This window comes from Sunxiuqinia sp. (assembly GCF_055140945.1).
This window is the reverse complement of the sequence record NZ_JBSQYS010000009.1, coordinates 99,702-126,081: the sequence shown is the minus strand read 5'-3', so window position 1 is coordinate 126,081 and position 26,380 is coordinate 99,702. Positions and strand designations below refer to the sequence as shown.

At 40.4% G+C, this 26,380-nt stretch carries 20 protein-coding genes and 2 tRNA genes; 13 read left to right on the top strand and 9 right to left on the bottom strand.

Annotated features, from left to right (window positions below):
• Positions 1 to 87: 87 nt before the first annotated feature.
• Both ACTB00_RS06230 and ACTB00_RS06225 read right to left on the bottom strand, forming a co-directional pair.
• The gene (locus ACTB00_RS06230; protein ID WP_463299053.1) at positions 88 to 1,260 is read right to left on the bottom strand and encodes a glycosyltransferase family protein; all 1,173 of its coding nucleotides are present in this window, start codon (positions 1,258 to 1,260) and stop codon (positions 88 to 90) included.
• Positions 1,261 to 1,326: 66 nt separating this feature from the next.
• A complete protein-coding gene (locus ACTB00_RS06225; RefSeq protein ID WP_463299052.1) occupies positions 1,327 to 1,920 on the bottom strand; it encodes an OmpH/Skp family outer membrane protein in 594 nt (197 codons plus the stop codon).
• A gap of 321 nt (positions 1,921 to 2,241) precedes the next feature.
• Here ACTB00_RS06225 and ACTB00_RS06220 point away from each other — a divergent pair, with 321 nt between their 5' ends.
• From ACTB00_RS06220 to hisS, 6 genes are all read left to right on the top strand, one after another.
• On the top strand, positions 2,242 to 3,153 hold the full coding sequence (locus ACTB00_RS06220; protein WP_463299051.1) for a proline dehydrogenase family protein: 912 nt from the start codon (positions 2,242 to 2,244) through the stop codon (positions 3,151 to 3,153).
• Between the two features lie 459 nt (positions 3,154 to 3,612).
• Complete coding sequence (locus ACTB00_RS06215; protein ID WP_463299050.1) at positions 3,613 to 4,608, top strand: GntR family transcriptional regulator; 996 nt, start codon at positions 3,613 to 3,615, stop codon at positions 4,606 to 4,608.
• A 122-nt stretch (positions 4,609 to 4,730) separates the two neighbouring features.
• Positions 4,731 to 6,221 carry a xylulokinase gene (locus ACTB00_RS06210; protein ID WP_463299049.1) on the top strand — a complete coding sequence of 497 codons (1,491 nt, stop codon included), beginning with the start codon at positions 4,731 to 4,733 and terminating at the stop codon, positions 6,219 to 6,221.
• 73 nt (positions 6,222 to 6,294) lie between these two features.
• Complete coding sequence (gene xylA / locus ACTB00_RS06205; RefSeq protein ID WP_463299048.1) at positions 6,295 to 7,620, top strand: xylose isomerase; 1,326 nt, start codon at positions 6,295 to 6,297, stop codon at positions 7,618 to 7,620.
• 172 nt (positions 7,621 to 7,792) lie between these two features.
• Positions 7,793 to 9,169 (top strand): D-xylose transporter XylE, encoded by a 1,377-nt coding sequence (gene xylE / locus ACTB00_RS06200; RefSeq protein WP_463299047.1) that lies wholly within the window; start codon positions 7,793 to 7,795, stop codon positions 9,167 to 9,169.
• Between the two features lie 76 nt (positions 9,170 to 9,245).
• Complete coding sequence (gene hisS / locus ACTB00_RS06195) at positions 9,246 to 10,688, top strand: histidine--tRNA ligase (protein WP_463299046.1); 1,443 nt, start codon at positions 9,246 to 9,248, stop codon at positions 10,686 to 10,688.
• A gap of 70 nt (positions 10,689 to 10,758) precedes the next feature.
• On the opposite strand, the gene ACTB00_RS06190 is transcribed toward hisS, so the two are convergent.
• From ACTB00_RS06190 to ACTB00_RS06175, 4 genes are all read right to left on the bottom strand, one after another.
• The gene (locus ACTB00_RS06190) at positions 10,759 to 11,679 is read right to left on the bottom strand and encodes a DMT family transporter (RefSeq protein ID WP_463299045.1); all 921 of its coding nucleotides are present in this window, start codon (positions 11,677 to 11,679) and stop codon (positions 10,759 to 10,761) included.
• A 72-nt stretch (positions 11,680 to 11,751) separates the two neighbouring features.
• Positions 11,752 to 14,208, bottom strand: a complete 2,457-nt coding sequence (gene pheT, locus ACTB00_RS06185) for a phenylalanine--tRNA ligase subunit beta (protein ID WP_463299044.1) — start codon at positions 14,206 to 14,208, stop codon at positions 11,752 to 11,754.
• Between the two features lie 189 nt (positions 14,209 to 14,397).
• Entirely contained in the window at positions 14,398 to 15,012 is a 615-nt protein-coding gene (locus ACTB00_RS06180; protein ID WP_463299043.1) for a PEGA domain-containing protein, read from the bottom strand.
• Positions 15,013 to 15,138: 126 nt separating this feature from the next.
• On the bottom strand, positions 15,139 to 16,317 hold the full coding sequence (locus ACTB00_RS06175) for a sensor histidine kinase (RefSeq protein ID WP_463299042.1): 1,179 nt from the start codon (positions 16,315 to 16,317) through the stop codon (positions 15,139 to 15,141).
• A gap of 169 nt (positions 16,318 to 16,486) precedes the next feature.
• On the opposite strand from ACTB00_RS06175, the gene ACTB00_RS06170 reads away from it, so the two are divergent.
• The 3 genes from ACTB00_RS06170 (at position 16,487) to ACTB00_RS06160 (ending at position 20,750) form a co-directional block, all read left to right on the top strand.
• Positions 16,487 to 17,398 carry a DMT family transporter gene (locus ACTB00_RS06170; RefSeq protein ID WP_463299041.1) on the top strand — a complete coding sequence of 304 codons (912 nt, stop codon included), beginning with the start codon at positions 16,487 to 16,489 and terminating at the stop codon, positions 17,396 to 17,398.
• A gap of 441 nt (positions 17,399 to 17,839) precedes the next feature.
• The gene (locus ACTB00_RS06165; RefSeq protein ID WP_463299040.1) at positions 17,840 to 18,583 is read left to right on the top strand and encodes a rhamnogalacturonan acetylesterase; all 744 of its coding nucleotides are present in this window, start codon (positions 17,840 to 17,842) and stop codon (positions 18,581 to 18,583) included.
• 91 nt (positions 18,584 to 18,674) lie between these two features.
• Positions 18,675 to 20,750 (top strand): beta-galactosidase, encoded by a 2,076-nt coding sequence (locus tag ACTB00_RS06160; protein WP_463299039.1) that lies wholly within the window; start codon positions 18,675 to 18,677, stop codon positions 20,748 to 20,750.
• Positions 20,751 to 20,807: 57 nt separating this feature from the next.
• On the opposite strand, the gene ACTB00_RS06155 is transcribed toward ACTB00_RS06160, so the two are convergent.
• From ACTB00_RS06155 to ACTB00_RS06145, 3 genes are all read right to left on the bottom strand, one after another.
• A tRNA-Val gene (locus ACTB00_RS06155) sits at positions 20,808 to 20,882 on the bottom strand.
• Positions 20,883 to 20,963: 81 nt separating this feature from the next.
• A tRNA-Val gene (locus ACTB00_RS06150) sits at positions 20,964 to 21,038 on the bottom strand.
• Between the two features lie 89 nt (positions 21,039 to 21,127).
• Positions 21,128 to 22,429 (bottom strand): bifunctional folylpolyglutamate synthase/dihydrofolate synthase, encoded by a 1,302-nt coding sequence (locus ACTB00_RS06145; RefSeq protein WP_463299038.1) that lies wholly within the window; start codon positions 22,427 to 22,429, stop codon positions 21,128 to 21,130.
• Positions 22,430 to 22,553: 124 nt separating this feature from the next.
• On the opposite strand from ACTB00_RS06145, the gene ACTB00_RS06140 reads away from it, so the two are divergent.
• From ACTB00_RS06140 to ACTB00_RS06125, 4 genes are all read left to right on the top strand, one after another.
• Entirely contained in the window at positions 22,554 to 23,891 is a 1,338-nt protein-coding gene (locus ACTB00_RS06140; RefSeq protein ID WP_463299037.1) for a PhoH family protein, read from the top strand.
• Positions 23,892 to 23,988: 97 nt separating this feature from the next.
• Positions 23,989 to 24,780 carry an inositol monophosphatase family protein gene (locus ACTB00_RS06135; protein WP_463299036.1) on the top strand — a complete coding sequence of 264 codons (792 nt, stop codon included), beginning with the start codon at positions 23,989 to 23,991 and terminating at the stop codon, positions 24,778 to 24,780.
• 64 nt (positions 24,781 to 24,844) lie between these two features.
• Positions 24,845 to 25,315: a hypothetical protein gene (locus ACTB00_RS06130; protein ID WP_463299035.1), complete on the top strand. Its 471-nt coding sequence runs from the start codon at positions 24,845 to 24,847 to the stop codon at positions 25,313 to 25,315.
• A 13-nt stretch (positions 25,316 to 25,328) separates the two neighbouring features.
• Complete coding sequence (locus ACTB00_RS06125) at positions 25,329 to 26,357, top strand: glycosyltransferase family 2 protein (RefSeq protein ID WP_463299034.1); 1,029 nt, start codon at positions 25,329 to 25,331, stop codon at positions 26,355 to 26,357.
• Positions 26,358 to 26,380: the final 23 nt, after the last annotated feature.

Genomic DNA, 26,380 nt, shown 5'->3' with positions numbered 1-26,380 from the left:
ACAATTAGATGCATGGCACTTTTTATCAGGCTACAAGAAAGGGAGGGGAGTTAGCTCTGTTGAAACTGAATACGAATCAATCGCAATTCAATGTCCTTTCAATTCAGTATAAGCTTCTTTTAACTTCTGAAAATCATAAAATGTTGGATGAACAGCATTCAGATATTTCAAGATTTTAAAGGCATTGAAATATTGAAAGAATCGCTTTTGGAATGTTTGCGGGGATCCGCTGTTTCGGCGAATTTCAGCTAAGTCGTCCGAAAAACAATCCTCCGTCAAAAACTGCTGAACAGATGCCGGAAGTGTGAATGATTCCAGTTCCGACTCGTACAATTCAGGTACCAAATCAAACAGCTGTTTCAAATCGAGAAAGGCTTGAAAGGCATAAGTTTTACTGAGGCTCTTGTCTCCATTCACCCACTTATGGATACTGGGGCCGGTACCGAAAGGCACCCGGTTCGACAGCCGCGCGGACGGATAAACGCAGGTTGTGTTTAGCTCTGAAATTGACCCCATTGCGGTAAGCTTGTGCAAAAAATAAAAATCTTCGCCGGCTTGCCTTCTGTTCATTCCGCCCTGTTTTACATAGGCATCAGCGCAAACGGCAAAGGCCGAACCAACCGTATAAATGGCATGCGGAAAGCCGATGGAAGCCATGGCTTTTTTATAATAGTGCAGGTAATCTTCGTACAACTGCATGCCTTCAATATGCAGCGGATCGACCAACTCATCCACCCGATGCTTGAATTTAATGGTCGTGCCAACTTCGTTTTTTTTGCTTGCGAAGTGATTTTCAATTTCAACTAAATAATTTGTTTCTACCAAAGTATCTGCGTCCAAAGAGATGATCAATCCATCCGGTTTCTCAAGGCTTGCAAAACGGCGAATAGCTTCATCCATTCCGGTTTTTCGTGCCAGGCCAGCACCGGCGTGCTTTTTTCGAAATGGCTCTGGCACCATCACATGCAGATTGAAAAGTGCCGTTGGATTTTCAGTCTTCCACTGCTTCAATTCTAAAATAGTTCGCTTGTTTTGAGTCTCCACCGTTGGGGCGCTTTTCTCCGACTGATTAACCACAACCAACACCTCAACATCTTGCAATGGCCTTTTGCAAGATGCCAACGATTCTATTGTTTCCACAACCGCCGGCTCGTCATAGCATGGAATTACCACAACCATTCCAAGCTTCGAAGAAGGCTGATCGAAAATAAAAGCCGGGTAATTTATATTGTGTTGAAGGTATCGGCTGGCAAAACTCATACACGAAAGTTAGGGATAAAAAAAATCCGGACAAAGCCCGGATTTCATAGGTATCGTTATGCGAAATTAATTCTTCTCATTATAAATAGCATTCATGGCAGTCAACACTTCTTTAGTAATGTTATGTGCCTCATCGCCAATCAGAATTTCACCGGCATTAAAAATATAACTGTATTTTTTGTCTGCATTGAATTTCTCCAGGTAACTCATCAAACTATCAATTAGTTGTTGGTTGTTTGCTGCTTGCATTTCCTGCAATTTGGCCGATAATTCCTGATCCAGAGTTAAAATTTCCTGTTCTTCACTCATCAATCGATCACGTTCCTGAACGGCACGATCCTGGGTTAAAAAACCACCTCGTTGAACTTTTTCCTGAAATTCGGCTGCACGTTTTTCAAATGAAGACCGCTTCTCAGCATATTCTTTGGTGTATGCTTCTTGATTTTTAGTAAACTCTTCGTGAAGTTTTTGTGCCAAGTCGTAATTTACAATCAACGAATCAACTTTTACATAAGCAATCTTCAAATCAGAACTAGATGATGGGCTTGTTGAATTTCCAGTCACTCCTTCATTTGAAGTTTTTCCACTAAAATGAATCACATAGATTCCAATTAAGGCAACGGCTAAAACCAGGTTTACGATCAATGAAGTATTTTTCATTTGCTAATTATTAGTTTTTATTTCTTCAAAAAAACAAACAAATGCTCTGTTGCCATCGAAAAATCCCTTTTTCAGTAATCGGCCGAGTCAACTTGTAAGTTTCAAATAGTTAGTATCTCAAATAATTTCGACCAAAAATAAAAATTTAATATCAGGAATAAAGCTTTAATTGAATATTTTTTTGAAGGTGTGCCTTTAATTTCTTCGAATAAAACCATGCATAAAATCATGCTCTTTCGCTGATAAAGGTCATTGAACTCCAGTATTTCAAATGCGTATTTTTAAATAGCAAACTAATCGATTTCAAAACTAGGTCAACACATGTTTAATAAAGTAATTTCACACCTGCTTCCTTACATGCCCGAAAAGCTGGTCTGGCTTTTTAGTAAACGCTACATTGCCGGCGAAACGATAACGGAAGCCATCGAAGCAGCACGCAAACTCAACGAACAAAAGATTGAGGTCACTATTGATTTGCTTGGCGAATTTATATCTAGCTTGGAGCAAGCTGAGGACAATAAAAATCAATATTTACAGATTATTGAACGATTCACGAGTGAAAATATTCAAGGTAATTTTTCCTTAAAACCGACCATGTTTGGTTTACTGATCGATCAGGAAGTTTGTTACCGTCATTTGAGAGAGATTATCGGTAGAGCGGCTGAAAAGAATAGTTTCGTCCGCATTGATATGGAAGATTCGCAGTGTGTTGATGCAGAACTAAGCTTATTTAAAAAGCTTAAAAGAGAATTCAGCGGTCATATTGGTCTGGTTGTGCAGGCCTATTTAAGACGAACTCTCGATGATTTGACTGATTTTAGTAAGTTTCCTTCAAACGGACATCCTCTGAATTTTCGCCTGTGTAAAGGAATTTATGTGGAGCCTGAACAGGTCGCGTTTAAGGAATATCAGGAAGTGAGAACTCACTTTTTAGATGATCTGGAGTTTATGTTTCAGAATAAGATGTTTGCAGGAATTGCTACGCATGACAAATTCCTAGTTGACGAATCATTAAAACTGATTGAAAAATATAAGGTTCCCAAATCGATGTATGAATTCCAAATGTTATACGGAGTGACACCCGAACTGCGAAACTTAATTGTTGAAGCTGGTCACAAGATGCGTGTGTATGTACCTTTTGGCAAGCAATGGTTTAACTATTCAACCCGCCGCTTAAAGGAAAATCCGAAAATTGCCAGCCACATTATAAAAGCACTTTTTTTTAGGGGTTAATTGTGAATGGGGAAACAGGGGTGGTTCGAGAAGAATCGCTCCTTTCCCTTTTCAGGAACTGCCGAGCATATGATTAACTCTTTATCGAATTGATTTTGAGTCTAAAAAGGAAAGATGGAGCAACTAAGTAGTGCTAATAATTTAGTGTCATGTTTCGGGTCTTTAACAATTTGTGATAGAAGCGAAACCGAAAATATCAAATAGGTCCGTGACCTTATTTCTACTCAGACTACTTTAAAATGTCGATTGAAAAGTCTAATTTTAGAAACTGGAAAGGATAAGGGAGAATATACCGAATTGATCAAATTAAGAAGTATAATTAAAAACTCTCCACTTATCCTTTTCTTTTAAACGATAATTCCTTTTTATTATTACCCACTTTCCAAAAAGAAAAAGCAAGTTTCTGATTTGTTTTGTATGTTTGCATAACAGAACAGAACACATTTAGCTTTTTCTACTATGAGCAAATTTCATTTCCAGATTGACCAGACCTCAAACCAACTGAAATTTCAACAATTAATTGACGCTGTAACAGAAGCCATTAGTAAAAACTTACTACAGGCCGGCGACATTTTGCCATCGGTCAATCAGTTGTGTAAAGAAAGTTCTTTATCGCGCGATACGGTTTTTAAATCATATGCTGAGCTCAAAAACAGAGGCATTATCGAATCGGTGCCACATAAAGGCTACTTTGTAGCCAAGGCTACCACCAAAGTCTTTCTCTTTCTGGATACCTTTAAGGCATACAAAGAAGTTTTATACGGCTCGTTTTTAGACAATCTTCCCGAAAACATTACAGTCGATCTTCACTTTCATCACTACAATATCAACGTGTTTGAAACGATTATCAAAGAAAGTATTGGAAAATATACCAAGTATATTGTCATGAATTTTGACCATGAGCGAGTGCCGGATATTATCAAAAAAATTCCTGCGAATAAGCTACTGATCATCGACTGGAATGTGTACGTTTCAAAACTGAACTCGTGCATTTATCAGGATTTTGGACAAACGCTGTACGACTCTTTCGAGCATCATGTGGAACTTATTAAAAAATACAAGCGATTCGTGTATTCATATCCTGAATTCACTTATCATCCGAAAGAATCGCTTAACTATTTTGAATCATTCTGTCGTGATTATAAGATGCCATTCCTCGTGATGGAAAAATATAAAGAATTGGATGTTCAGCCGGGAGATCTTTATCTGATGGTTAGCGACCGGATGTTGGCGCGTTTTCTCGATCAGTGCGACCAAAAGCAATTTACACCAGGAAAAGAAGCAGGTGTTATTTCATACAACGAAACACCAATGAAGAAATATGTCAAAGAAGGCGTAACCGTGATTTCTACTGATTTTGAATTAATGGGACGAAAGGCAGCCGAATTTGTTTCAACAGGCGAACAGGTAAATCTTCGTATTCCCACCAAATTAATGGTGCGCAGCTCGCTATAAGGAATAGTGTTTTATAACACATTTCGAATGCTTTGAAATAGACTCCTCTGCATCTAAATTTGCAGAGCATACCAGAACAGAACGGATAACTTTAGAAATAACCAACAAATAAGCGAACAAGAATGTATTTACTTGGATTTGATATTGGCAGTTCATCTGTCAAAGTCTCATTAGTTGATGGCAAATCGGGAGCATGTGTTTCTTCATCATTCTTCCCAAAACAAGAAATGAAAATTACTGCCAGGCAAACCGGCTGGGCAGAACAAGAGCCCGAGCAATGGTGGGAAAATTTAAAACTAGCCCTTCAGGAAGTGCTTGGCGAGTCAAAGGTTGCCCCGAAAGATATCGACTCAATTGGTATTTCGTACCAGATGCACGGTTTAGTGATGGTTGATAAAAACCAGCAGGTGATTCGCCCATCAATTATTTGGTGCGATAGCCGTGCTGCCGCTATTGGTGATCAGGCATTAAAAGAAATAGGCGAGGAAAAATGCCTGACTAGTCTACTGAATTCTCCGGGGAACTTTACCGCTTCAAAACTAAAGTGGGTGAAAGACAATGAGCCGGAACAGTACAGCCACATTCACAAAATTATGCTTCCGGGTGATTATATTGCCATGAAACTGAGTGGCGAAATTAAAACAACTGCGGGTGGTTTGTCCGAAGGTATTCTTTGGGACTTCCAGCAAAATGAAGTTTCGAAGCTGGTGATGGATTATTACGGATTTGACGCTTCATTCGTTCCTGAGATTGTCCCAACCTTCTCTGTCCAAAGTGAAGTGAGTGAATTTGCTGCGAAAGAACTTGGCTTGGCAAAAGGAACAAAAATAAGCTACCGTGCAGGAGATCAGCCCAACAACGCCTTGTCGCTTAACGTACTAAATCCCGGAGAGGTTGCCACAACAGCAGGAACATCGGGAGTTGTTTATGGCGTTAGCGAAGAGGTTGCCTACGACCCAAAATCGCGGGTAAATACCTTTGCACACGTCAACCACTCTGCTGAATCGAACCGATTGGGAGTGTTGCTATGCATCAACGGAACCGGAATTCTAAACTCCTGGTTGAATAAGAATGTGGCAAACAGCGGGATCTCGTACGAAAAAATGAACGAGATGGCATCCGAAATCGCAATTGGATCTGACGGATTAAGCATTTTGCCTTTCGGAAATGGAGCAGAGCGTGTATTAGAAAATAAAAATCCGGGAGCCACACTAGCCGGAATCAATTTCAATATTCATAGCCAGGCTCATTTGTTTCGTGCCGCGCAAGAAGGTATTGTCTTCTCATTTAAATATGGCATGGAAGTGATGGAAACCATCGGCATTAATGCCAACGTAATTCGTGCCGGGAAAGCCAACATGTTTCTCAGCCCAATCTTCAGGGAAACACTCGCTGGAATTACCGGAGCTACCATAGAATTATACAATACCGATGGTTCGGTTGGTGCCGCACGTGGTGCCGGAATTGGTTCAGGCTATTATTCATCCTCACAAGAAGCTTTTTCCAACTTAACGAAATTAGAGACAATAAAACCAGACCCGCAGCGGGCAGCAGCCTACCAGGCAGCTTACGAAAGCTGGAAAAAGGAACTCGAGAAAGCAATCAACAAATAAGAATTTATTCGTTGGATATTTTTTCCAACGAAAACGATAAAATAAATTAATAACGAATTTTATAATTAAGACTATGGCATTTTTCAAAGGCAACAAAGAGTACTTTTCAGGCATTGATAAAATCAAGTTTGAAGGACCGGATTCAAGAAATCCACTGGCATTTAAATGGTATGACGAAAACCGTGTTGTTGGCGGTAAAACCATGAAGGAGTATCTGCGTTTTGCAGTTGCTTACTGGCACACCTTCTGTGGTGATGGTGGCGATCCCTTTGGCCCCGGCACACATGTTTTTCCGTGGGATGGCGCTTCAGACAAACTTGATGCTGCGAAAGAGCGCATGGATGCAGCATTTGAATTCATTACAAAAGTAGGTGCTCCGTTCTATTGTTTCCACGATACTGACGTTGTTGGTGACGGAACAGTATTTGAAATTGAGCAACGATTGGCAAAAATGGTTGACGAAGCCAAAGCCCGTCAGGAAGCTACCGGTGTAAAATTACTTTGGGGAACTGCCAACGTGTTTTCTAACCCCCGTTATATGAATGGTGCTTCAACCAACCCTGATTTCAACGTATTGGCAAATGCATCGGTACAGGTTAAAAATGCCATTGATGCCACCATCGCTCTGGGTGGAACAGGTTATGTATTTTGGGGCGGACGCGAAGGTTACATGAGCCTGCTGAATACCAATACGAAAAAAGAACTGGATCACATGGGGCAATTCCTGCGTATGGCACGCGACTACGGTCGCAAGCAAGGATTTAAAGGCACTTTTCTGGTTGAGCCAAAACCGATGGAACCTACCAAACACCAGTATGATTACGACACGCAAACAATTTTGGGCTTTCTGGAAAAGAATGGATTGGCTGACGATTTCAAAATTAATATTGAAGTAAATCACGCTACCTTGGCCGGACACTCTTTTGCCCACGAATTGCGCATGGCTTCCGATGCCGGCATGCTGGGATCGATTGATGCCAACAAAGGCGACTATCAAAACGGATGGGATACTGACGAATTCCCAACTAATATTTACGAAACAACTGAAGCGATGCTGGAGATCATCAGCGCCGGAGGTTTCACTCATGGCGGAATTAACTTTGATGCTAAAACACGTCGTAATTCAACCGATTTGGAAGATATTTTCATCGCACATGTTTCAGGGATGGATACTTTTGCCCGGGGACTGGTTATTGCTGATGATATTCTGAAAAACTCAAATTACCTGGAACTTAGAAAACAGCGTTATGCTTCTTATAGCTCAGGAAAAGGTGCCGAATTTGAAGCCGGAAAATTATCAATGGAGGACTTGTACGCCGCTGCCAAAGAAATTGGCGAACCTAAACAGATCAGTGGTAAGCAAGAGATGTTTGAACAACTCATTAACAGTTACATCTAATCGTCGATTGATGAATCTGTAACTCAAATAAAACTGCATTGGAAACCCGAATCAAGACTTCTGTTTTGATTCGGGTTCGTGCATTTTCAATCGTTCATTAACCTAAATACGGATAAATAGTGCAAGAAGCCGACAGGCAACAGGCATATTATCACGAAATAAAACAATACGAATGAAACAAAACAATTTCTTTATCATTGCTATTACTTTTGTAGCAACGCTTGGCGGTTTATTGTTTGGTTACGACACCGCGGTAATTTCTGGTGCCGAAAAATCGGTGCAGGCATTTTTGATAGACAGCCAGGGACTTAGCACCTTAGTTCACGGATTAACAATTTCCAGCGCTTTGATCGGATGTATTATTGGTGGTGGTATTTCCGGGATTTTTGCTTCAAAAATAGGACGAAAGAGATCCTTGATGATTGCTGCTTTTTTGTTCTTTTTGTCGGCTTTGGGTTCCGGATATCCGGAATTTTTGTTTTTTGAAAAGGGCAAAGCAACCATGGCACTTTTATACATGTTCAACTTTTACCGGATTGTTGGTGGTATTGGTGTTGGAATGGCTTCGGCAATTGTACCCATGTACATTGGAGAGATTTCTCCCGCTGAAATTAGAGGACGTTTGGTTTCGCTTAACCAGTTTACAATCATCTTTGGAATGCTTGTGGTTTATTTCGTGAACTGGGGGATTTCAAATGGTCAAACAATAGAATGGGTGAATACAATCGGATGGAGACGTATGTTTCTGTCTGAGGCAATCCCTGCCGGTCTGTTTGGAATCTTGCTTTTCTTTGTTCCCGAAACACCGAGGTACCTGGTGTTAAAACAAAAAGATAACGAAGCATTAAGGATTCTTGAAAAAATTAATGGTCCCAGCCGAGCGAAAGAAATCCTGAATGATATTAAAAGTACCGTAGAGCACCACTCGGGGAAACTCTTCTCGTATGGGAAAGTGGTTATCGTAATAGGAGTTTTGCTTTCTGTTTTTCAGCAGTTTGTTGGTATCAATGTGGCTCTTTACTACGCACCCCGGATTTTTGAAAGCATGGGAGCCGGGAAAGATGCTTCGATGATGCAAACAGTCGTGATGGGCTTAATCAACGTAATTTTCACAGTCGTCGCGATTCTTACCGTCGACAAATGGGGAAGAAAACCTCTAATGATGGTTGGTTCAATTGGAATGGCCATTGGTATGTTTGCTATTGCAGGCTTGGCATTCTTTGAAATAATTGGAATCAGTACCTTAGTGTTCATCATTGTTTATACGGCTTCGTTTATGATGTCATGGGGACCAATCTGCTGGGTTTTGATTTCTGAGATTTTCCCGAATAAAATTCGCGGGCGTGCGGTTGCTGTAGCTGTTGTTGCACAATGGGCTGCCAACTATTTCATTTCATCAACTTATCCATCGATGATGGAATTTAGTGGCGCTGTAACATATGGTTTTTACGGTGTTATGAGCGTACTTTCTTTCTTCTTTGTTTGGAAAATGGTTCCCGAAACAAAAGGAAAAACCTTAGAAGAAATGGAACACATTTGGAAAAAGTAGTCACCCAATCTTTACATGAGTAACAAAAATGAAGATTTTGTAGGATTACTGAATCCGGAATTAATAAATATTGAAAATGCATGGAAAAAAGTCGGATCAATTCCGGCTTTTCTTGTTTTTAGTTACTTTTGCAATTCGAAATAAAAAACAGATTATGGCTCAAAAACCTTCAATTCCAAAAGGAACACGCGACTTCTCTCCGGTTGAAATGGCTCGCCGGAATTACATCTTCGATACCGTTAAGGAAATCTTCCAGCGTTACGGCTTTCAGCCGATCGAGACGCCGGCCATGGAGAACCTGTCGACTTTAATGGGGAAGTACGGTGAAGAAGGAGATAAGCTCCTGTTTAAAATCCTGAATTCGGGCGATTTTATTTCGAAGGTAAACGATGGTGAATTACAAGAACGTAATAGCATTCGATTAACCAATCAGATCTCGGAAAAAGGATTGCGGTACGATCTGACCGTGCCTTTTGCCCGGTTTGTTGTGCAACACCGCAATGATATTTCTTTTCCATTTAAACGATATCAGATTCAGCCGGTTTGGCGGGCCGACCGACCTCAAAAAGGGCGTTACCGCGAATTCTATCAATGCGATGTTGACATGATTGGTAGCACTTCCTTGTTGAATGAACTGGAATTGGTGCAGATTATTAATGATGTTTTTACCAAGTTGGATATCAATACGGTGGTAAAAATCAATAACCGGAAGATTTTAGCCGGAATTGCCGAAACCATTGGCGAAGCTGATCGCATAGTTGATATTACGGTGGCTATTGACAAGTTGGATAAAATTGGACTGGAGAAAGTGAATCTCGAGCTTTTGGAGAAAGGCGTGTCACAAGATGCTGTTGATAAGCTGCAGCCGATTTTAAAGTTGAGTGGAAGCAACAACGAAAAGCTGGATCAGATTGAAGCCGTGATTGGAGCGACGACTGTTGGGAAGAAAGGAGTGGAGGAGATGCAAACCTTGTTTGGATATCTTTCGGGCTTTGAATTAAATACAGAAGTTGAACTTGATCTGACCCTTGCGCGCGGATTGAATTATTACACCGGTGCTATTTTCGAGGTGAAAGCTAAAGATGTGCAAATTGGCAGTATTTGTGGAGGTGGCCGTTACGATGATCTGACTGGGATTTTCGGCATGCCCGATGTGTCGGGAGTTGGAATTTCGTTTGGTGCCGATCGTATTTATGATGTAATGACTCAACTGGAGCTTTTCCCTGAAGATGCTGTTGCTTCTACGAAGGTCATGTTTGTGAATTTTGGTGAAAAGGAGGAGGCCTATTGTTTGCCTATTTTAGCCAAACTTCGAGCTCAACATGTAAATGCCGAAATCTACCCTGAATCGGCAAAGATGAAAAAGCAAATGACTTGGGCAAATCGGAAAGAAGTTGCTTATGTAGTTTTGGTGGGCGAGGAAGAAATTAAGCAGGGAAAGGTGACACTCAAAAATATGAAAACGGGAGAGCAACAATTAGCTACTCCCGATGAGCTGATAAGTATCCTTGCTGTGTAGTACTACTCGAGAATGAGTTTATTTTTCTCAGGAAAGAAGCCAGGTCGAGAATCAGTTGATGATTTAGTAATTATTTAGTTGATCGCTTTTTGAGCCTTTTCCTTTTTCCAACTACCAGCGCCGCGCCGCCCAAAACGATCATTGCTCCAAGGATCGATAGCAAGGAAAAGCGTTCGGATTCAATCCATGAAACATTCATTTCTGTCAATATTCCCATGGTTACGAAGGTGATAATTGGATTGATAATAATGATGATGCTGACCTTGTTGGCTTGTGTGTATTTTAAAGCAAGAGCCAAACAGCTGTAGGCAACTAAGGTATTTATTCCTAAAAGAAATAAAACAAGCCACCATACCCAGCTAATCTCTGCTAATGGAGCAAAGTCGATAAAGGGAATGTAAATTAATGCCGGTAATCCGAATAGGAATAAATTTAAGCTCGCGGAGGAGTTTGATACAACCAACTGTTTTTGAAAAATTGCATAAATTGCCCATGCGACAGCTCCGCTTAATGTAAATAAAACGCCCATGTTATACTGTCCCTGCTGCCCAATCATTTGCTTGATTTGCTGACTGTAAAAAAAGGCAAATCCGATGGCGGCAACAACAAATCCAATCAACTGTAATTTGTGTATTTTCTCCTTGAAAAAAAGCACCCCGGACAAAGCAAGAATAACAGGGCCGGTTTGGATAACCACTTGTGCATTACTTGGACTGGTGTAGTGAATACCGAGCATGTAACCCATGTAATTCCACGAAAGGCCGAGGGCTGCAAACACAAGTAATTTGGGTGGTTTAATTAATATTTTTAAGCTCGAAGGATTGGTGATCAACTGCCAGGCTGCCAACATCACAAAAGCGACTACAAAGCGAAACCAAACTACTGTTTGTGGCGCAACTTTCTGAACGGCTATTTTAAGGAAAATGGCAAGAAAGCCCCAGAAAAACGCGGTAACAATAGCATACAAAATACCCTTTTGGTTGTTGGTCATTCCTGTAAGATAATTCGATGTGAAATCAATTGAAATAAAAAAGCCATCGGGAAGTTCCTGATGGCTTTGCTTTTATCTTAGTTTGGCATCAAGTTCCTTATCGAACTGGAAGATCAGCTTTTGCATGATCTTATCGATTTGCTTATCCTTGAGTGTTTTGTCGTCATCGCGCAGCGTAAAACTAACGGCATACGATTTCTTTCCTTCCGGTACTCCTTTGCCTTCGTACACATCAAACAAATCAACCGTGCGAAGCAATTTTTTCTCTACTTTAAATGCTAAATTGCGAATTTGCCCGAACTGAACGTCTTTGTTCAGCAGCAAGGCCAAATCACGGCGCACTTCCGGATATTTTGAAAGTTCGCTAAATAGCGTCTTGTTATTTTTCTGTTCCAGTATGATATTGTCCATTGAAAGATCAGCGTAGAAAACCGAATTTTCAATCTCAAATTGCTTCCTCAGCTTTGGATGAACAATACCTATTTCGGCCACCTTTTTATTTCCGTTTTTAGTTGATAGAACTATTCCTTCTGAAATTAGTTCGTTGCTAAAACCTTCAGTCGTTAATTTTTCAGCTTTCAGTCCCATTTTAGTCAACAGGCCTTCGGCATAAGATTTTAGTTGAAAGAAGGTGCTTTCGCTTTGCGGAACAGTCCAGCTTTCTTTTTCTTTTTGTCCGCTGATGAAAATTGCCAGATGCTCTTCCTCCCGGAAGTTTTTCATTACATCCTCTTTCAGCTCCAATCCATTCAGAAAGTAGCAATTGCCAAATTCGTACAAGCGCAAATCAGCATTCTGACGATTGGCGTTGTACGCAATCGCTTCGAGTCCGCCAAACAGCAGTGTTTGACGCATTACGCCAAGGTCGTTACTTAGAGGGTTGAACAACTTAACGGTGTGCTCATCGTTAAATGTTTCGCCATTTTCGTAATACGAAGCTTTCGTTAGCGAGTTCGACCAGATCTCATTAAATCCTTGCGCAGTAAGCGTTTCGGCCATTACCCGGCGGATTTTTACCGGATCGTGTAAGGGTGAATATTGCAACGAAGCATTTACCAAGCTTGGAATTTCAATATTGTTGTAGCCATAAATACGCAGGATTTCTTCAATTACGTCGGCTTCGCGTTTCACATCAACACGATAGGGAGGAACCGAAAGCGATAGTCCGGTTTCCGTTTCCTCATCAATCTTAATTTCCAGGCCTTCCAAAATCAGTTTGATTCGTTCGGCGCCAAGATCTTTTCCAATCAGCCGTTCGATGTTGCTATAACTCACTTCAACCTTGAAGTCTTCAATTGGAGTAGGATAAATATCAACGATTTCTGAAGAGATTTTTCCTCCTGCAATTTCCTTAATCATCATCGCAGCCCGCTTCAATGCGTATATAACACCATTTGGGTCAGTCCCTCTTTCGAAGCGGAATGACGCATCGGTGCTCAGTCCATGGCGACGAGCGGTTTTACGAATGAAAACAGGATCGAAACACGCCGACTCCAAAAAAACGGAGGTCGTTGATTCCTTTACACCCGATTTGATACCACCAAAAACACCGCCAATACACATACCTTCTTCATCATTGCAAATCATCAGGTCGTCTTCGTGCAGCTCACGCTCAACTTCATCCAGAGTGATAAATTTGGTTCCGGCAGGCATGGTTTTTACAACCACTTTGTTGCCTGCAATTTCTTCAGCATCAAAAGCATGCAAAGGTTGTCCGGTTTCAAATAAAACGTAGTTGGTAATATCTACCACATTATTGATGGGCGAAAGGCCGATTGCTTTCAGTCGGTTTTGCAACCAGTCGGGCGATTCCTTAATTTTTACTCCCGAAATTGTAACACCCGAATACCGTGGGCAAGCTTCAGGAGTTGCCACTTCAACCGGAATTTCCAGAGAATGATCATCCACCTTAAACTCATCAACTGAAGGTTTGGTATACGAAATATCTTTTTCTTGTTTCAGGTAGGCAGCCAAATCGCGCGCAACACCAATATGCGATGCTCCGTCAATCCGGTTTGGAGTCAGGTCTATTTCAATGGCATAGTCGGATTCCACCTTAAAAAACTCGCTGGCCGGAGTTCCAGCCACTGAATCTTGCGGCAGAACCATAATGCCGTCGTGGCTTTCACCAACGCCAATTTCGTCTTCGGCGCAAATCATTCCTTGCGATTCTTCGCCGCGAATTTTAGCACGTTTGATTACAAATTCGTCATCGCCATTATAAAGAGTTGCTCCTACAGTAGCTACCACAACTTTTTGTCCGGCGGCAACATTGGGTGCACCGCAAACAATCGGCAAAAGATCACTGGAGCCAACATTAACCGTTGTTTTGCTGAGGTGATCAGAGTTGGGGTGCTTTTCGCAAGTTACTACTTCGCCAATTACCAATCCGCGAAGCCCGCCTTTGATGCTTTCAACCTCTTCAATTCCACCAACCTCAAGGCCGGTTTGTGTCAGCACTTCTTCCAGCTGTTGAGGAGTCAGGTCTGTATTTATATAGTCTTTCAACCATTTGTAGGAAATCTTCATAATTGCAATGCTTTTAAACTGAATTTGAGAACGTCAGTCTTTTTGAGACCGACAAAAGTAAGCATTTTTTGGAGTGGGGCAAAGCGGGAATTGGGGAATGTTAATGTGAAATTTTATCTTGATATAGCAAAAGAAACCCCGCCCGATTAATAGCGGACAGGGCAAATAATTAGAGTAATTTTGATAGGATTACTTCATGCATTGAAGTTGGCCTATTTTCTCCCAACTTGGATCTGGATGCAGAACGATAGTTAAGTATAGGTCATTATTTCCTTTTAAAGATGTAGCATTTCCACTTTTTATATCCGCTTGAATCTGGTCTGGAGTTAGTTTGTACATTCCTCCGGTAATAGCATCTACTGCCAATCCAATTACTCCTCCAAAAATAATATTACCGGCAATCCAGCCGTCAACTTTGCGAGTAAATCTAGTTTCATAAGGTAAATAGCCATCAAGGTTCAGCTGAACGGTGTGATGATCTTTTCTTGAAAGGTCAACAGTGATTGGTGTTTTCCCCTCATCTCGACCATCAATAACAACCATAGCTTTTGTAGGATTGCTTGAAATAGATACACTTTGTCTTGATCCATGGATAATTGACGCACAGTTTGAAAACGTAAATGCGAGTAGTGCAATTAGAGCTAGTGATAATAGTTTTTTCATAATGAAATGATTGAAAATTACTTGTTTGATTTTTTTTGAAAAATAAACAATGGTTCTTTTTATTGAAAGGAATTTATAATTTATTTTATGAACTAGCTGTTTTTGATGATGAACAAGGTGTTTTAGCTCATGAATGAGCATTTTTGAAAGCTACAAGTGTTTTTTCAAGTTTTCAACCTGAATAGAATATATTGTGCTTATTTTCTGTACAATAGGAGTTGGATAAGGCGATTAAGTGCATCGAGAATTCTTTTAATGGGTGGTTGGTTATCCTTCCCCAAAACGTATTTTTATTTCAGTTCCCTGGTTGGGGGAACTTTCAATTGAGAATTGAATATTTTTCTTTTCCAGTAGTTTATGGACAAGAATCAGTCCGATACCATTCCCGTTTTCTCCTGCGGTGCCGGGTGACGAGTCGATTATTCTATCGGAAATTGCATTCAGTTTTTCTTGATCCATACCTACGCCGAAATCTTTCACGGATAACGTTTTGTTTGAATAGCTGACATGAACTTCTGCATCCTTGTGACTGAACTTTATCGCATTTGAAAGGAAATTTCGAAGGGCGATGTTTAGCAACGTTTTATTCGTATGAATTTCGGTTTCGGTAGTTATTTGATTAACGATTTGTACGTTTTTGAGCTTTAGTTCTTGTTCGAATTCATCGATTAGATGATTGATGGTAGAGGCTAGATTAATTTTATCGGTTACTCCACTATTAAATGATTTGGCCTTTATCCAGTCAAGTAATTCATTCGTTATATCAAAAGCCTTTTGGGCTGATTGTGCAATAGCCAATGTAAACTCATCAACCTCATCATTCTGATTAGGGGATTCTTTTAATGAATCAGTTAGTAGATCAGTAAAGCCAATGACGTTAGAAAGTGGTGTTTTAAGATCATGGAAAATCACTGAAAAAAGGTTCTCTTGCATTTGTAGCTGTTCCGAAAGTGAATTGATCAAGATCGACTGTTTTTCTTCCAGATTTTTCCTTTCTGATATATCGAAAACAATTCCTGCTAAAAGAATTGGGGTTCCCGTTTCGGTGCGTTTCGTAATTTTTCCCCGGTCGTAATACCATTTCCATTCGCCTTTTTTTGTTTTTATTCGGTATTCAACTTCATAAACATTCGTTTTCCCGATTAAATGATTTCGCATGTTTTCCATGACGGGCTCATAATCGTCAGGATGTAGTTTGTTGGTGAAAAACTGGAAATCACAGTTTTCCGGGATTTCATCTTTCGTATAACCTAAATTAGTGGCCTTTAAAGAATTAAACGTGACCTTGTTGTTTTGAACGTCCCAATACCAATGGCCTAAATTTCCGGTCCAGGCAAATTTTAATTGCTCCCCGTCTTCCTGTTCTGTTTGAAGCGATTTTAGTAATAAATCCTTTGACTTTACGAGCTTGATTAGTTCCTCTTTCGATTTTTTCTGATAGTCCATATGTTCCTCTGTAACCGTATTCCAATAATAATATCGTTTTAACTTGAATTGCTATGCTGATATTTGATTGACAAGTTAGTATTTTATTTTGTGAGAATCATTTTTAATGTGGTTGTCAAATTGTATTTTGGAACACTTTTATATTTTTTAAAAATGGATATTTATCGAAATGAGTGATCTGCTAAAAAATCATATCAAGCTTCATTTTATTGTTTTTATCTTAGGTTTCACGGCCATTATTGGTAAGCTAATTAGTTTACCGGCTGTCGAAATGGTCTGGTATCGTATGTTGATCGCCTTTGTTGCTTTAGGAGTTTTTTTGTTTTTTCGGAAGCAATCAGTTGTGTATTCGTCACGTGCAATATTGCAAATACTTGGTGTCGGACTGATCGTTGCTGTGCATTGGATTACTTTTTTTCATGCTGTTAAAATTTCAAATGTGTCTGTCACTTTAGGTTGCATGGCTTCTACAACTCTTTTTACAAGTATACTCGAGCCCATAATTACCCGACGACGATTTATTTGGTTCGAGGTAATTATTGGAACCATTATCCTTATTGGTCTTTATTTGATTTTTCAATTCGAGTTTCAATACAAATGGGGTATCGTTACAGCTTTGATTTCAGCATTTTTGGCTGGTCTTTTTACGGTACTCAATAAGACATTTATACCCAAGTACAATCCGGTTGTTATTAGTTTTTACGAAATGGGAAGTGGGTTTATCGGGATTACCTTTTTGCTTGTCATTACCGGTGGATTCTCCGCTGGAATACCTGCACCGTCGGCCGTAGATTGGATGTGGTTGCTCGTTTTAGGTATTGTTTGCACGGCTTATGCTTACGTTGTTTCTATTGATGTCATGAAAGTATTATCGGCATACTCAGTCGTATTAACAATTAATATGGAACCGATTTATGGTATCCTGATGGCCTTTTTCATTTTTAAGGATTCAGAATACATGTCGTTGGGCTTCTACATCGGAACATTGATTATTTTGGCTGCCGTATTTAGTTATCCTTTAATTATTAAAATGCTAAATAAGAGGAGCGTAATCGTAAAGGAGATTGGTCATTTGCAGTGATTTGCTTTCATCGCACTAATCCGTTTTTATAGTATCAGACTGGCTCTTTCTCTGCATGAAACAAGAACTGTTTTAGTTCTTTTAGGCTGCTCAATATGAACCTTTGTTCCAATTGTTCCTGCTATTGATCGCATGTTTGCCTGTCACTTCACCCATTGAGACACGGTTGATTTAACGGTGCATATTGCTCCTTTTATGTTTAGGTGAATGCTATTCCGGTCTTTCTCGAAATTGAGGCGATTTTCTGGCCTTGATGTCATGGTCAGGATAAAACATTCGTAGAATCTGATTTTTTTATATTCTCAACAATCGTATTTTTGATTAATTATTAAGTTTTAAAATCGGATTGATGTGAAACGAGTAGGTCAAAATCTTTTCACGCAGGAGAATTATGACGTGCGGTTTTATCGAATACTGTTGAAAATATAAAATTATAAGTATATGAAAGTAAGGATTTTATTAGTTGTTTTGATGTGTGTCGGGTTAAGTGCTTTTAAATCTTCAGAAGAAAGAAAAATCCACCTGTATTTAGTTGGCGATTCAACAATGGCTAATAAATCGGAAAAAAGATATCCGGAAACCGGATGGGGAATGGTGTTTCAGGAGTTCTTCAAGGATGGGGTGGTTGTCGATAATCATGCGTTAAATGGACGGAGCTCTAAAAGTTTTATTGGCGAAGGCCACTGGGATCAGGTGTTGAATAAGCTACAGCCCGGAGATTATGTCTTCATCCAATTTGGGCACAATGATCAAAAAGATCGTAAGCCCGATCGTTATACAAATCCCGTAACAACTTATCGTGCCAATCTGGAGAGATATGTTCGCGAAACGAGAGAAAAGGGAGCACATCCCATCTTGCTAAGCTCAGTTGTGCGAAGAAATTTTAATGATGAAGGAACGCTGATCGATACCCATGGCCTCTATCCTTTAATCACCCGAATGGTGTCTGAATCAGTAGACGTTCCTTTTATTGACTTGCAACTGCTGACAGAAATGAAGGTTATTGAAATGGGGCCTGAAAAGTCACAAGAATTATATATGTGCCTTCAACCAGGGGAATATCCGAACTACCCCGATGGAAATAAGGATAATACTCATTTTAATAATTTTGGAGCACATGTAGTTGCAAGAATGGTAGTCGAAGAACTCAAGAAAAAGGATATTTTGATCACTGATTTAAAGTAAGTGTATTGTATTTAAATTGACGAGTTGTGCTTCCTGAAACATCAGCACACTTAAACGATCAACAAATTAATCAAACGAACAATTCCCAACTATGAAAAAGAAACTCTTTATTGGTTTATTGATATTCTGGTCATGTAGCAGTTTTGCCCAGAAAACGGAGAGGTATTTCCCTCCGGAAGAATTAACAACGGTTGGTGCTTACTATTATCCGGAGCATTGGGATGAAGCACAATGGGACAGGGATTTGCAGAAAATGGCAGAAATGGGATTTGAATTTACTCATTTTGCTGAATTTGCCTGGGCTCAGCTGGAACCGGAAGAAGGAGTTTATGATTTTAAATGGTTGGATAAAGCCGTCGGTTTAGCCGCAAAACACAAGCTAAAAGTCATCATGTGTACTTCGACCGCGACACCACCAATTTGGTTGGTTCGCAAACATCCTGATATTTTAATTACCCGGGAAGATGGAACACAATACGATCATGGATCACGCCAGCACGCTTCCTTCTCGAATGAGTTTTATCGCGAGTATGCTCAAAAGATGATTGCCGAGCTGGCTAAACATTATGGCGATGATGATCGAATTATGGGGTGGCAACTGGATAACGAACCTCATTCAAATGTAGATTACGGAGACGATGCTCAGCAACGTTTTCGTCAATGGCTGAAAAATAAGTATCAAACCATCGATGCGTTAAATGATGCCTGGGGAACTAATTTTTGGAGTGGAACCTATCGTCATTTTTCAGAAATCAATATTCCACAGCACAAGCAATGGGGCATGAACCTTTATCAGCGTTTGGATCATAGTCGTTTTTGTGATTATGAGACTTCTTCATTCTTAGATGAGCAGGCGGAAACAATTCGTGATTATGCCAGTCCGGAACAGTGGATCACCACGAACTACATTCCGATGTATGACGCTCGCTTTATTGGTGCTAGCAAGGAACTGGACTTCATCAGTTATACTCGCTACATGGTGTATGGCGAGCATAAAGGGATTGGTTCCAAGGGTTATCGCGTTGGAGAGTATTCTCGAATTGCAATGGCTAATGATTATTTCAGGCCACTGACTCCTGTTTATGGCGTGATGGAGCTACAGCCCGGGCAGGTGAACTGGGGGACAATTAATTCTCAGCCGCTTCCGGGAGCTGTGCGTTTGTGGTTGTGGCATGTTTTTGCAGGTGGAAGTCAGTTTACCTGTACCTATCGCTTTCGCGCTCCTATTTATGGTTACGAACAGTATCACTATGGCATTGTTGGTCCCGATGGCGTAACTCCTACGCGAGGGGGATTGGAATATCAGCAATTTATTGAAGAAGTAAAGCAGTTAAGAGGAAAATCATCTTTAGGGGAGACTCCAGCAGATTATCTAAAACGAAAAACAGCTATTCTTTATGATCCGGACAATACCGTTGCAATTAATCAAAATAAACAGACTACTGTTTGGGACACCGAGCAGCATGTTTTGAAGTATTACAAAGCCTTAAAATCATTTGGTTCCCCGGTTGATTTTATTCGCGACACCATGGATCTTTCGGGATATCCGGTGATTGTTGTTCCTGCTTATCAGCAGATGAGTTTGGATTTGGTTGAAAAACTAACGGATTACGTGAAAGGTGGTGGCAACTTGATTATGTCGTGCCGCACAGGTCATCAGGATGAATTGGGTCATTTGTGGGAAGCAAAACACGCCGAGCCAATTTATGAACTAATTGGAAGTAAGATTGAGTTTTATGATCTGTTAAGACCTTATGCTCCTGATACGATTGCTATGGACAGAGAGAAATTTGCCTGGACGAGTTGGGGAGATGTTTTAAATCCGAATATTGAAACTGAAACCTGGGCTGAATACGCAGGTGATTTTTACGCTGGAAAAGCATCCGTAACTTACAATCAACTTGGTGAAGGCACCGTAACCTATGTTGGTGCTGACAGTAATCACGGGGATTTGGAAGACGCTGTCCTGCGAAAATTGTACAATCGTTTGGATATCAATATCGAAAACTATCCAGAAGGAGTTACTGTCGAATACCGGGATGGGTTTGGTATTGCAATGAATTACGCGGATGAGGATTATGTAATGGATCTTTCTGATGATGTTGAAATATTGATTGGAGATAAATTAATTCCTACAGCGGGTGTGTTGGTTTGGAGATTGAAGTAGATGTACATTGAATAACAAAAAAGGAGGAAATTTCGAATGAAATTTCCTCCTTTTTTGTGGGCGATGAGGGAGTCGAACCCCCGACCCCTTGGGTGTAAACCAAGTGCTCTGAACCAACTGAGCTAATCGCCCTGAATATTTTTTGAACGTACCTTCTTTTGGAAAAGCTTCATTAAAAAAGGAAGTTCCAACAGAAACTTCCTTTTTCTTGAGTGGGCGATGAGGGAGTCGAACCCCCGACCCCTTGGGTGTAAACCAAGTGCTCTGAACCAACTGAGCTAATCGCCCTAAATGTTTTCTGAACGTACCCCCTTTTCAGAAAGGCGTTGCAAATATAAATCCTTTTTTCTCTCTACCAAAAGAAAAAATCAAAATTTTCAAGAGAAATAATCGGCGACAACAAAGGTGCTCCCGCCAATGAATATTAGGTCGTTTGTCTGGGCCTTGCTTTTAGCCTTTGCAACTGCTTCATGTACAGATGAAATTACCTCTCCTTTTAATCCATGCGTTCTCGCGTGGGCGGCTAGTTCGCCCGCAGGCAGGGCACGAGAAATAGTTGCCTGGGTGAAAAAATAAGTTGCTTCTTGAGGTAGAATTTCAAAAATCTGATCCAGATTCTTATCATTTACGAGGCCTAAAACGATCCATAAATTTTTCCATGGTGTATTTTTTAGTTGAGAAACAACACTCGTCAACCCCGCCTCGTTGTGTGCTGTATCGCAAATCATCAGAGGATTATGGCCAACAACTTCCCAACGACCGCGGAGCCCCGTGTTTTTTGAAACCTTTGACATCCCAGTATAGATCGATTTCTGACTGATCTTCCATCCTGCCTCATTAAGCAGTTCAATGGTTTTTAAAACTCCTCCAATATTTTTACGCTGGTAATGGCCGAGTAAATCGGTCTTTAATTCAGGAAAAATCAATTCGTCATTTTTTTTGAAATTAAAAAGTTGAAACCCTTCGGCAAGAAGCATGGAGTACTTGGCATCAAATTCCTGATCAGCAAAATAAATAGGCGCTTTTTTTTGTGCTGCAGTTTGCTTAAATGTTTCGTTGTACGAGTTACTGCTTTCAGAAACAACAACAGGGATTCCTGATTTGATCACTCCGGCTTTTTCTCTGGCAATTTGTTCGATCGAATTACCAAGCAGCGCGGTGTGATCTAAGCTGATATTGGTAATTAGTGACACCTCTGGTTGAATGACGTTTGTTGAGTCTAGTCTGCCACCCAGGCCAACTTCAACAACAGCAATATCAACGTTGGTTTTTCTGAAATAATCGAAAGCCATGGCTACGGTAATTTCAAAAAATGAAGGCTCAAGATTTGCCGACTTATTCGTCTTTCGAAATTGGTCAACAAATTCCACAACTGCATTTTCCGAAATCATTGCTCCATTCACCCGAATCCGTTCTCTAAAATCAATCAGGTGTGGCGATGTATACAAACCAACTTTATAACCCGCCTCTTGCAAAACCGATGCTAATATATGGGAGCAGGAGCCTTTGCCATTTGTTCCAGCTACATGGATGCTCTTGAATTGATGATGAGGAAAATCAAATAATTCATCTAGTTTAAGTGTGTTGTCCAATGTGTTTTTATAAGCAGCCGGTCCGGTGCGCTGATACATGGGAAGACGGTTATATAAAAAATCAAGCGTGTGTTTATATCTTGTCATTATTAATCAGTGTTTTAATAAAGTATCAGACATTAGTGTTAATAACATCCTTTGTTTTTTCAAATAATTTCAAAATCAAATGACTTAAATTTTCCTACATTTATCAAAAGCAAAACTCCAAACTATGGCAACAAAACAGCCGGCTGACTCAAAATTATTTGTACTCGATACAAATGTAATTCTTCACGATCACACCTGTATTTACCAGTTCAAAGATAATGATATCATTATTCCTTTAACGGTGTTGGAAGAACTTGATAAGTTTAAACGTGGCAATGATCCAATCAATTTTCAGGCTCGTGAATTTGTTCGGATCTTGGATGGAATTGTTGGTGAGAAATTATTCAACGGAGGCATTAAACTGGGTGACTCTCTTGGGAAGTTGATTATTGCGACTGGTAAGCCATTTACCGATGCAATGAAGCAATCATTCAAGGAAGATATTCCGGATCATCGGATTTTAGCTGTTGCTGAATACGTGAAGAATGAAAATCCTAAGCGCCAAACCGTTTTGGTGTCAAAGGATATCAATCTTCGGATGAAAGCGAAGTCGTTGGGGATTCTTTCAGAAGATTACCAAAATGACAAAATTAAGGATCCACAGGTTTTTGAAAAGAGCATTAAGGAAGTTGATAATTTCAAGGATGAACTAATTAATCGTTTGTACGATGAAGGCTCTTTTGCTATTTCTGAGTCGGAAATTAAGGAAGCACCAAAGCCCAACGAGTACTTTATTCTGAAAGGTAACAAATCAAGTGTTTTAGGGCGGTTTGATAAAACTTCTCAGCGAGTGATTCGCGTTGAGAAGCGAGTCGCTTACGGTATAAAGCCACGAAACGCAGAGCAAACCTTTAGCCTGAATTCCTTGCTGAACCCTGATATTAAACTGGTGTCGTTAACAGGTAAAGCGGGAACCGGAAAAACCTTATTGGCTTTGGCTGCCGCGTTGGAGCAAAATAAGCAATACGAACAAATTCTGTTGGCTCGTCCAATCGTTGCGTTGAGCAACCGTGATTTGGGCTACCTGCCGGGCGATGCCACCGAAAAAATTAGTCCGTACATGCAGCCTTTGTTTGATAATCTGTCGGTTATTAAGCATGCCTTTAATCCACGTAGTCAGGAATACCAAAAAATTGAAGAATTACTCAAAGAGGAGCGCTTGCTTATAACTCCGCTAGCCTACATTCGCGGGCGTAGTTTGTCAAATGCCTTCTTTATTGTTGATGAGGCTCAAAATCTCACTCCGCACGAAATAAAAACGATCATTACCCGAGCCGGCGAAGGAACCAAAATGGTATTCACCGGCGATATGCAACAAATAGATTCACCGTATTTGGATATGAAATCAAATGGTTTGGCATACATGACTGATAAAATGCGTAGTCAGGAGCTCTTTTCACATGTTAACCTGGTGAAAGGTGAGCGTAGTTATTTGGCCGAATTAGCGAGCGACCTTCTTTAATCTGAAAAGGAATATCCTGTCTTTTTTAGAAATAAATAACATCCATAATTTTGAATCCATGGGGTTTTAACGCAATTTCGAAGAAAAATAAAACCCCATGGATTTAGAAAATATTTGTAAGCAAATAGAAACAGTTGCCAAGAAGGCCGGTCAGTTTATTCGAGAAGAAAGACTGAAAATTACCGATGATGATATTGAATTAAAAGGTAAAGCCAGTTTGGTAACTTATGTCGATAAAAATGCGGAAAAGTTAATTGTCGACGAACTTACCCAAATACTTCCCGAAGCGGGTTTTATCACCGAAGAAGGAACAGCTGATTCGGATGGAGAAACATTGAAGTGGGTGATCGACCCGCTGGATGGTACCACCAATTTTATTCATGGGATATTTCCACACTCGGTTTCCATTGCTTTAATGAAAAATGACCAGCCCATCGTGGGAGTGGTATACGAAGTTGGACAGGATGAACTTTTTGCCGCCTGGCAGGGTGGTGGTGCCTGGCTAAATGGCAAGCCAATTTCGGTATCGAAAAACAAGACACACGAAGATGTGCTGCTTGCCACCGGATTTCCGTATTATAATTTTGAAATGCTGAACGAATACCTCAAACTACTTGAGTTTTTTATGATGGAAACTCGCGGTATGCGCCGAATGGGGTCTGCTGCTGTTGATATGGCTTATGTGGCTTGCGGACGCTTTGACGGCTTTTTTGAGCACGCCTTGCATGCCTGGGATATTGCCGCAGGAATCATTATCCTGCAAGAGGCAGGAGGAAAAGTTTGCGATTTTAAAGGAGGTGATAATTATTTGTTTGGTAAAGAGATTGTGGCTTCCAATGAGAACTATTTCCCGGCATTCTTCTCAAAAGTAAACGAATTTTTAGGGTAGTTTTTTTTCGTTGCTAATATTGTACATCGTCGGGTAATAAACTAAATTGCATAAAAAAGCAACTATGGCTGAAAAAGAGATTGCCCTCCTTCAAAAACAACGGGAAAAGCTAGCCGATAAAAGTTTTGATCTGGAAGCGTGGAAAAAACAAACCACACTTTTCCTACATCGTATTTTTGGTGCCGACCATGCTATTGTGCGAATGATCACGGAACTTAAATACGATTATTCGAGCTGGAATTTACGCGATGCAACGGGCAACGAAAAGTCGGATGATCCTGTAAAAATGCAGGCTGATGAAATACTGGAAGCGGCTATTTTGGAGTTGGAAAGTTTAGGTTTGCCCGACCCGGCATCCTCGACAGAAAAGGTCTGGGAACTGATGGAGGAGGAACTCACCGGGAAGCAGTTTAAAGCATTGAAAGCCATTGTCGAATCGACAAAAAAGAATAAGTTGGGAAAGGTTCAGGAAGTACTTGGCGGTATGGAGAAAGAAAACCTAATAAGTATCCTTTCCCGAATTCTAATTTCATGACTATATTTGCCGGATGAATTCACCCAAGGTTGCGATTGTTATTTTAAACTGGAACGGCAAGAAATTGCTAAAACAGTATTTACCCTCTGTTATTGAAAATAGTCAGGATGAAGGCGTTGAAATTATTATCGCAGACAACAATTCTGACGATGACTCGATCAATTTTCTTGAAAGCAACTACCCACAGTTGAGAATTATTCATTTGGGTGAAAATCATGGTTTTGCCAAAGGCTATAATTTGGCGCTAAAAAATATTGAAGCCGATTATTACATTTTGCTGAATTCAGATGTTGAGGTTACGCCCGGCTGGGTTAGCCCATTGATCCAAGCAATGGAAGAAGATGATTTCGTCGCTGCCGTTCAACCCAAAGTGCTTAGTTGGAATAAAAAGGATGAGTTTGAATATGCAGGAGCTGCCGGCGGTTTTATCGACAAGCTGGGTTTTCCGTTTTGCCGGGGACGTATTCTTAATGTGATGGAGAAGGACGAAGGGCAGTTCGACCAAGTTTGCAATATCTTTTGGGCTACCGGAGCGTGCATGGCGGTTCGTGCCAGTTATTTTCATAAAGCAGGTGGTTTCGATTCTGATTTCTGGGCCCATATGGAGGAGATTGACATTTGCTGGCGGTTAAAAAATATGGGTTTTCAAATTCAATACACCCCATCCAGCAAGGTCTATCATCTCGGAGGCGGGACATTGTCGTATGACAATCCTAAAAAGTTGTTCCTGAATTTTCGAAATAGTTTGTGGTTGTTGTACAAAAACCTTCCCCGCCGAAAATTTTATAAAGTTATTGTTGTTCGGATGCTATTAGATGGTGTTGCTGCATTTAAGCTACTGAGCGAAGGAAATACGAAAGGTTTTTTTAGTGTGTTCCAGGCACATGCCGCTTTTTACCGTTCGCACAAAAAACTTCAAAAAAAGAGAATCCAACTCAAGAAAATTGCTACACCTCAGTGGCATGATGAAATTTTGGTGAAGAGCATTATCTGGAAATTTTATTTGGAGAGGAAAAGAACATTTCGAGAAGTAAGCGAGTAATTTTTGCCTACTTGTTCTGTTCG

Coding starts and splice junctions, on each gene's coding strand:
- pheT (WP_463299044.1), bottom strand. CDS start 14,208: ATGAAGATTTCCTACAAATGGTTGAAAGACTATATAAATACAGACCTG.
- ACTB00_RS06130 (WP_463299035.1), top strand. CDS start 24,845: ATGGCTGAAAAAGAGATTGCCCTCCTTCAAAAACAACGGGAAAAGCTA.
- ACTB00_RS06170 (WP_463299041.1), top strand. CDS start 16,487: ATGAGTGATCTGCTAAAAAATCATATCAAGCTTCATTTTATTGTTTTT.
- ACTB00_RS06135 (WP_463299036.1), top strand. CDS start 23,989: ATGGATTTAGAAAATATTTGTAAGCAAATAGAAACAGTTGCCAAGAAG.
- ACTB00_RS06230 (WP_463299053.1), bottom strand. CDS start 1,260: ATGAGTTTTGCCAGCCGATACCTTCAACACAATATAAATTACCCGGCT.
- hisS (WP_463299046.1), top strand. CDS start 9,246: ATGCATGGAAAAAAGTCGGATCAATTCCGGCTTTTCTTGTTTTTAGTT.
- ACTB00_RS06210 (WP_463299049.1), top strand. CDS start 4,731: ATGTATTTACTTGGATTTGATATTGGCAGTTCATCTGTCAAAGTCTCA.
- ACTB00_RS06220 (WP_463299051.1), top strand. CDS start 2,242: ATGTTTAATAAAGTAATTTCACACCTGCTTCCTTACATGCCCGAAAAG.
- ACTB00_RS06160 (WP_463299039.1), top strand. CDS start 18,675: ATGAAAAAGAAACTCTTTATTGGTTTATTGATATTCTGGTCATGTAGC.
- ACTB00_RS06180 (WP_463299043.1), bottom strand. CDS start 15,012: ATGCTCATTCATGAGCTAAAACACCTTGTTCATCATCAAAAACAGCTA.
- ACTB00_RS06125 (WP_463299034.1), top strand. CDS start 25,329: ATGAATTCACCCAAGGTTGCGATTGTTATTTTAAACTGGAACGGCAAG.
- ACTB00_RS06225 (WP_463299052.1), bottom strand. CDS start 1,920: ATGAAAAATACTTCATTGATCGTAAACCTGGTTTTAGCCGTTGCCTTA.
- ACTB00_RS06145 (WP_463299038.1), bottom strand. CDS start 22,429: ATGACAAGATATAAACACACGCTTGATTTTTTATATAACCGTCTTCCC.
- ACTB00_RS06175 (WP_463299042.1), bottom strand. CDS start 16,317: ATGGACTATCAGAAAAAATCGAAAGAGGAACTAATCAAGCTCGTAAAG.
- ACTB00_RS06140 (WP_463299037.1), top strand. CDS start 22,554: ATGGCAACAAAACAGCCGGCTGACTCAAAATTATTTGTACTCGATACA.
- xylA (WP_463299048.1), top strand. CDS start 6,295: ATGGCATTTTTCAAAGGCAACAAAGAGTACTTTTCAGGCATTGATAAA.
- ACTB00_RS06215 (WP_463299050.1), top strand. CDS start 3,613: ATGAGCAAATTTCATTTCCAGATTGACCAGACCTCAAACCAACTGAAA.
- ACTB00_RS06165 (WP_463299040.1), top strand. CDS start 17,840: ATGAAAGTAAGGATTTTATTAGTTGTTTTGATGTGTGTCGGGTTAAGT.
- xylE (WP_463299047.1), top strand. CDS start 7,793: ATGAAACAAAACAATTTCTTTATCATTGCTATTACTTTTGTAGCAACG.
- ACTB00_RS06190 (WP_463299045.1), bottom strand. CDS start 11,679: ATGACCAACAACCAAAAGGGTATTTTGTATGCTATTGTTACCGCGTTT.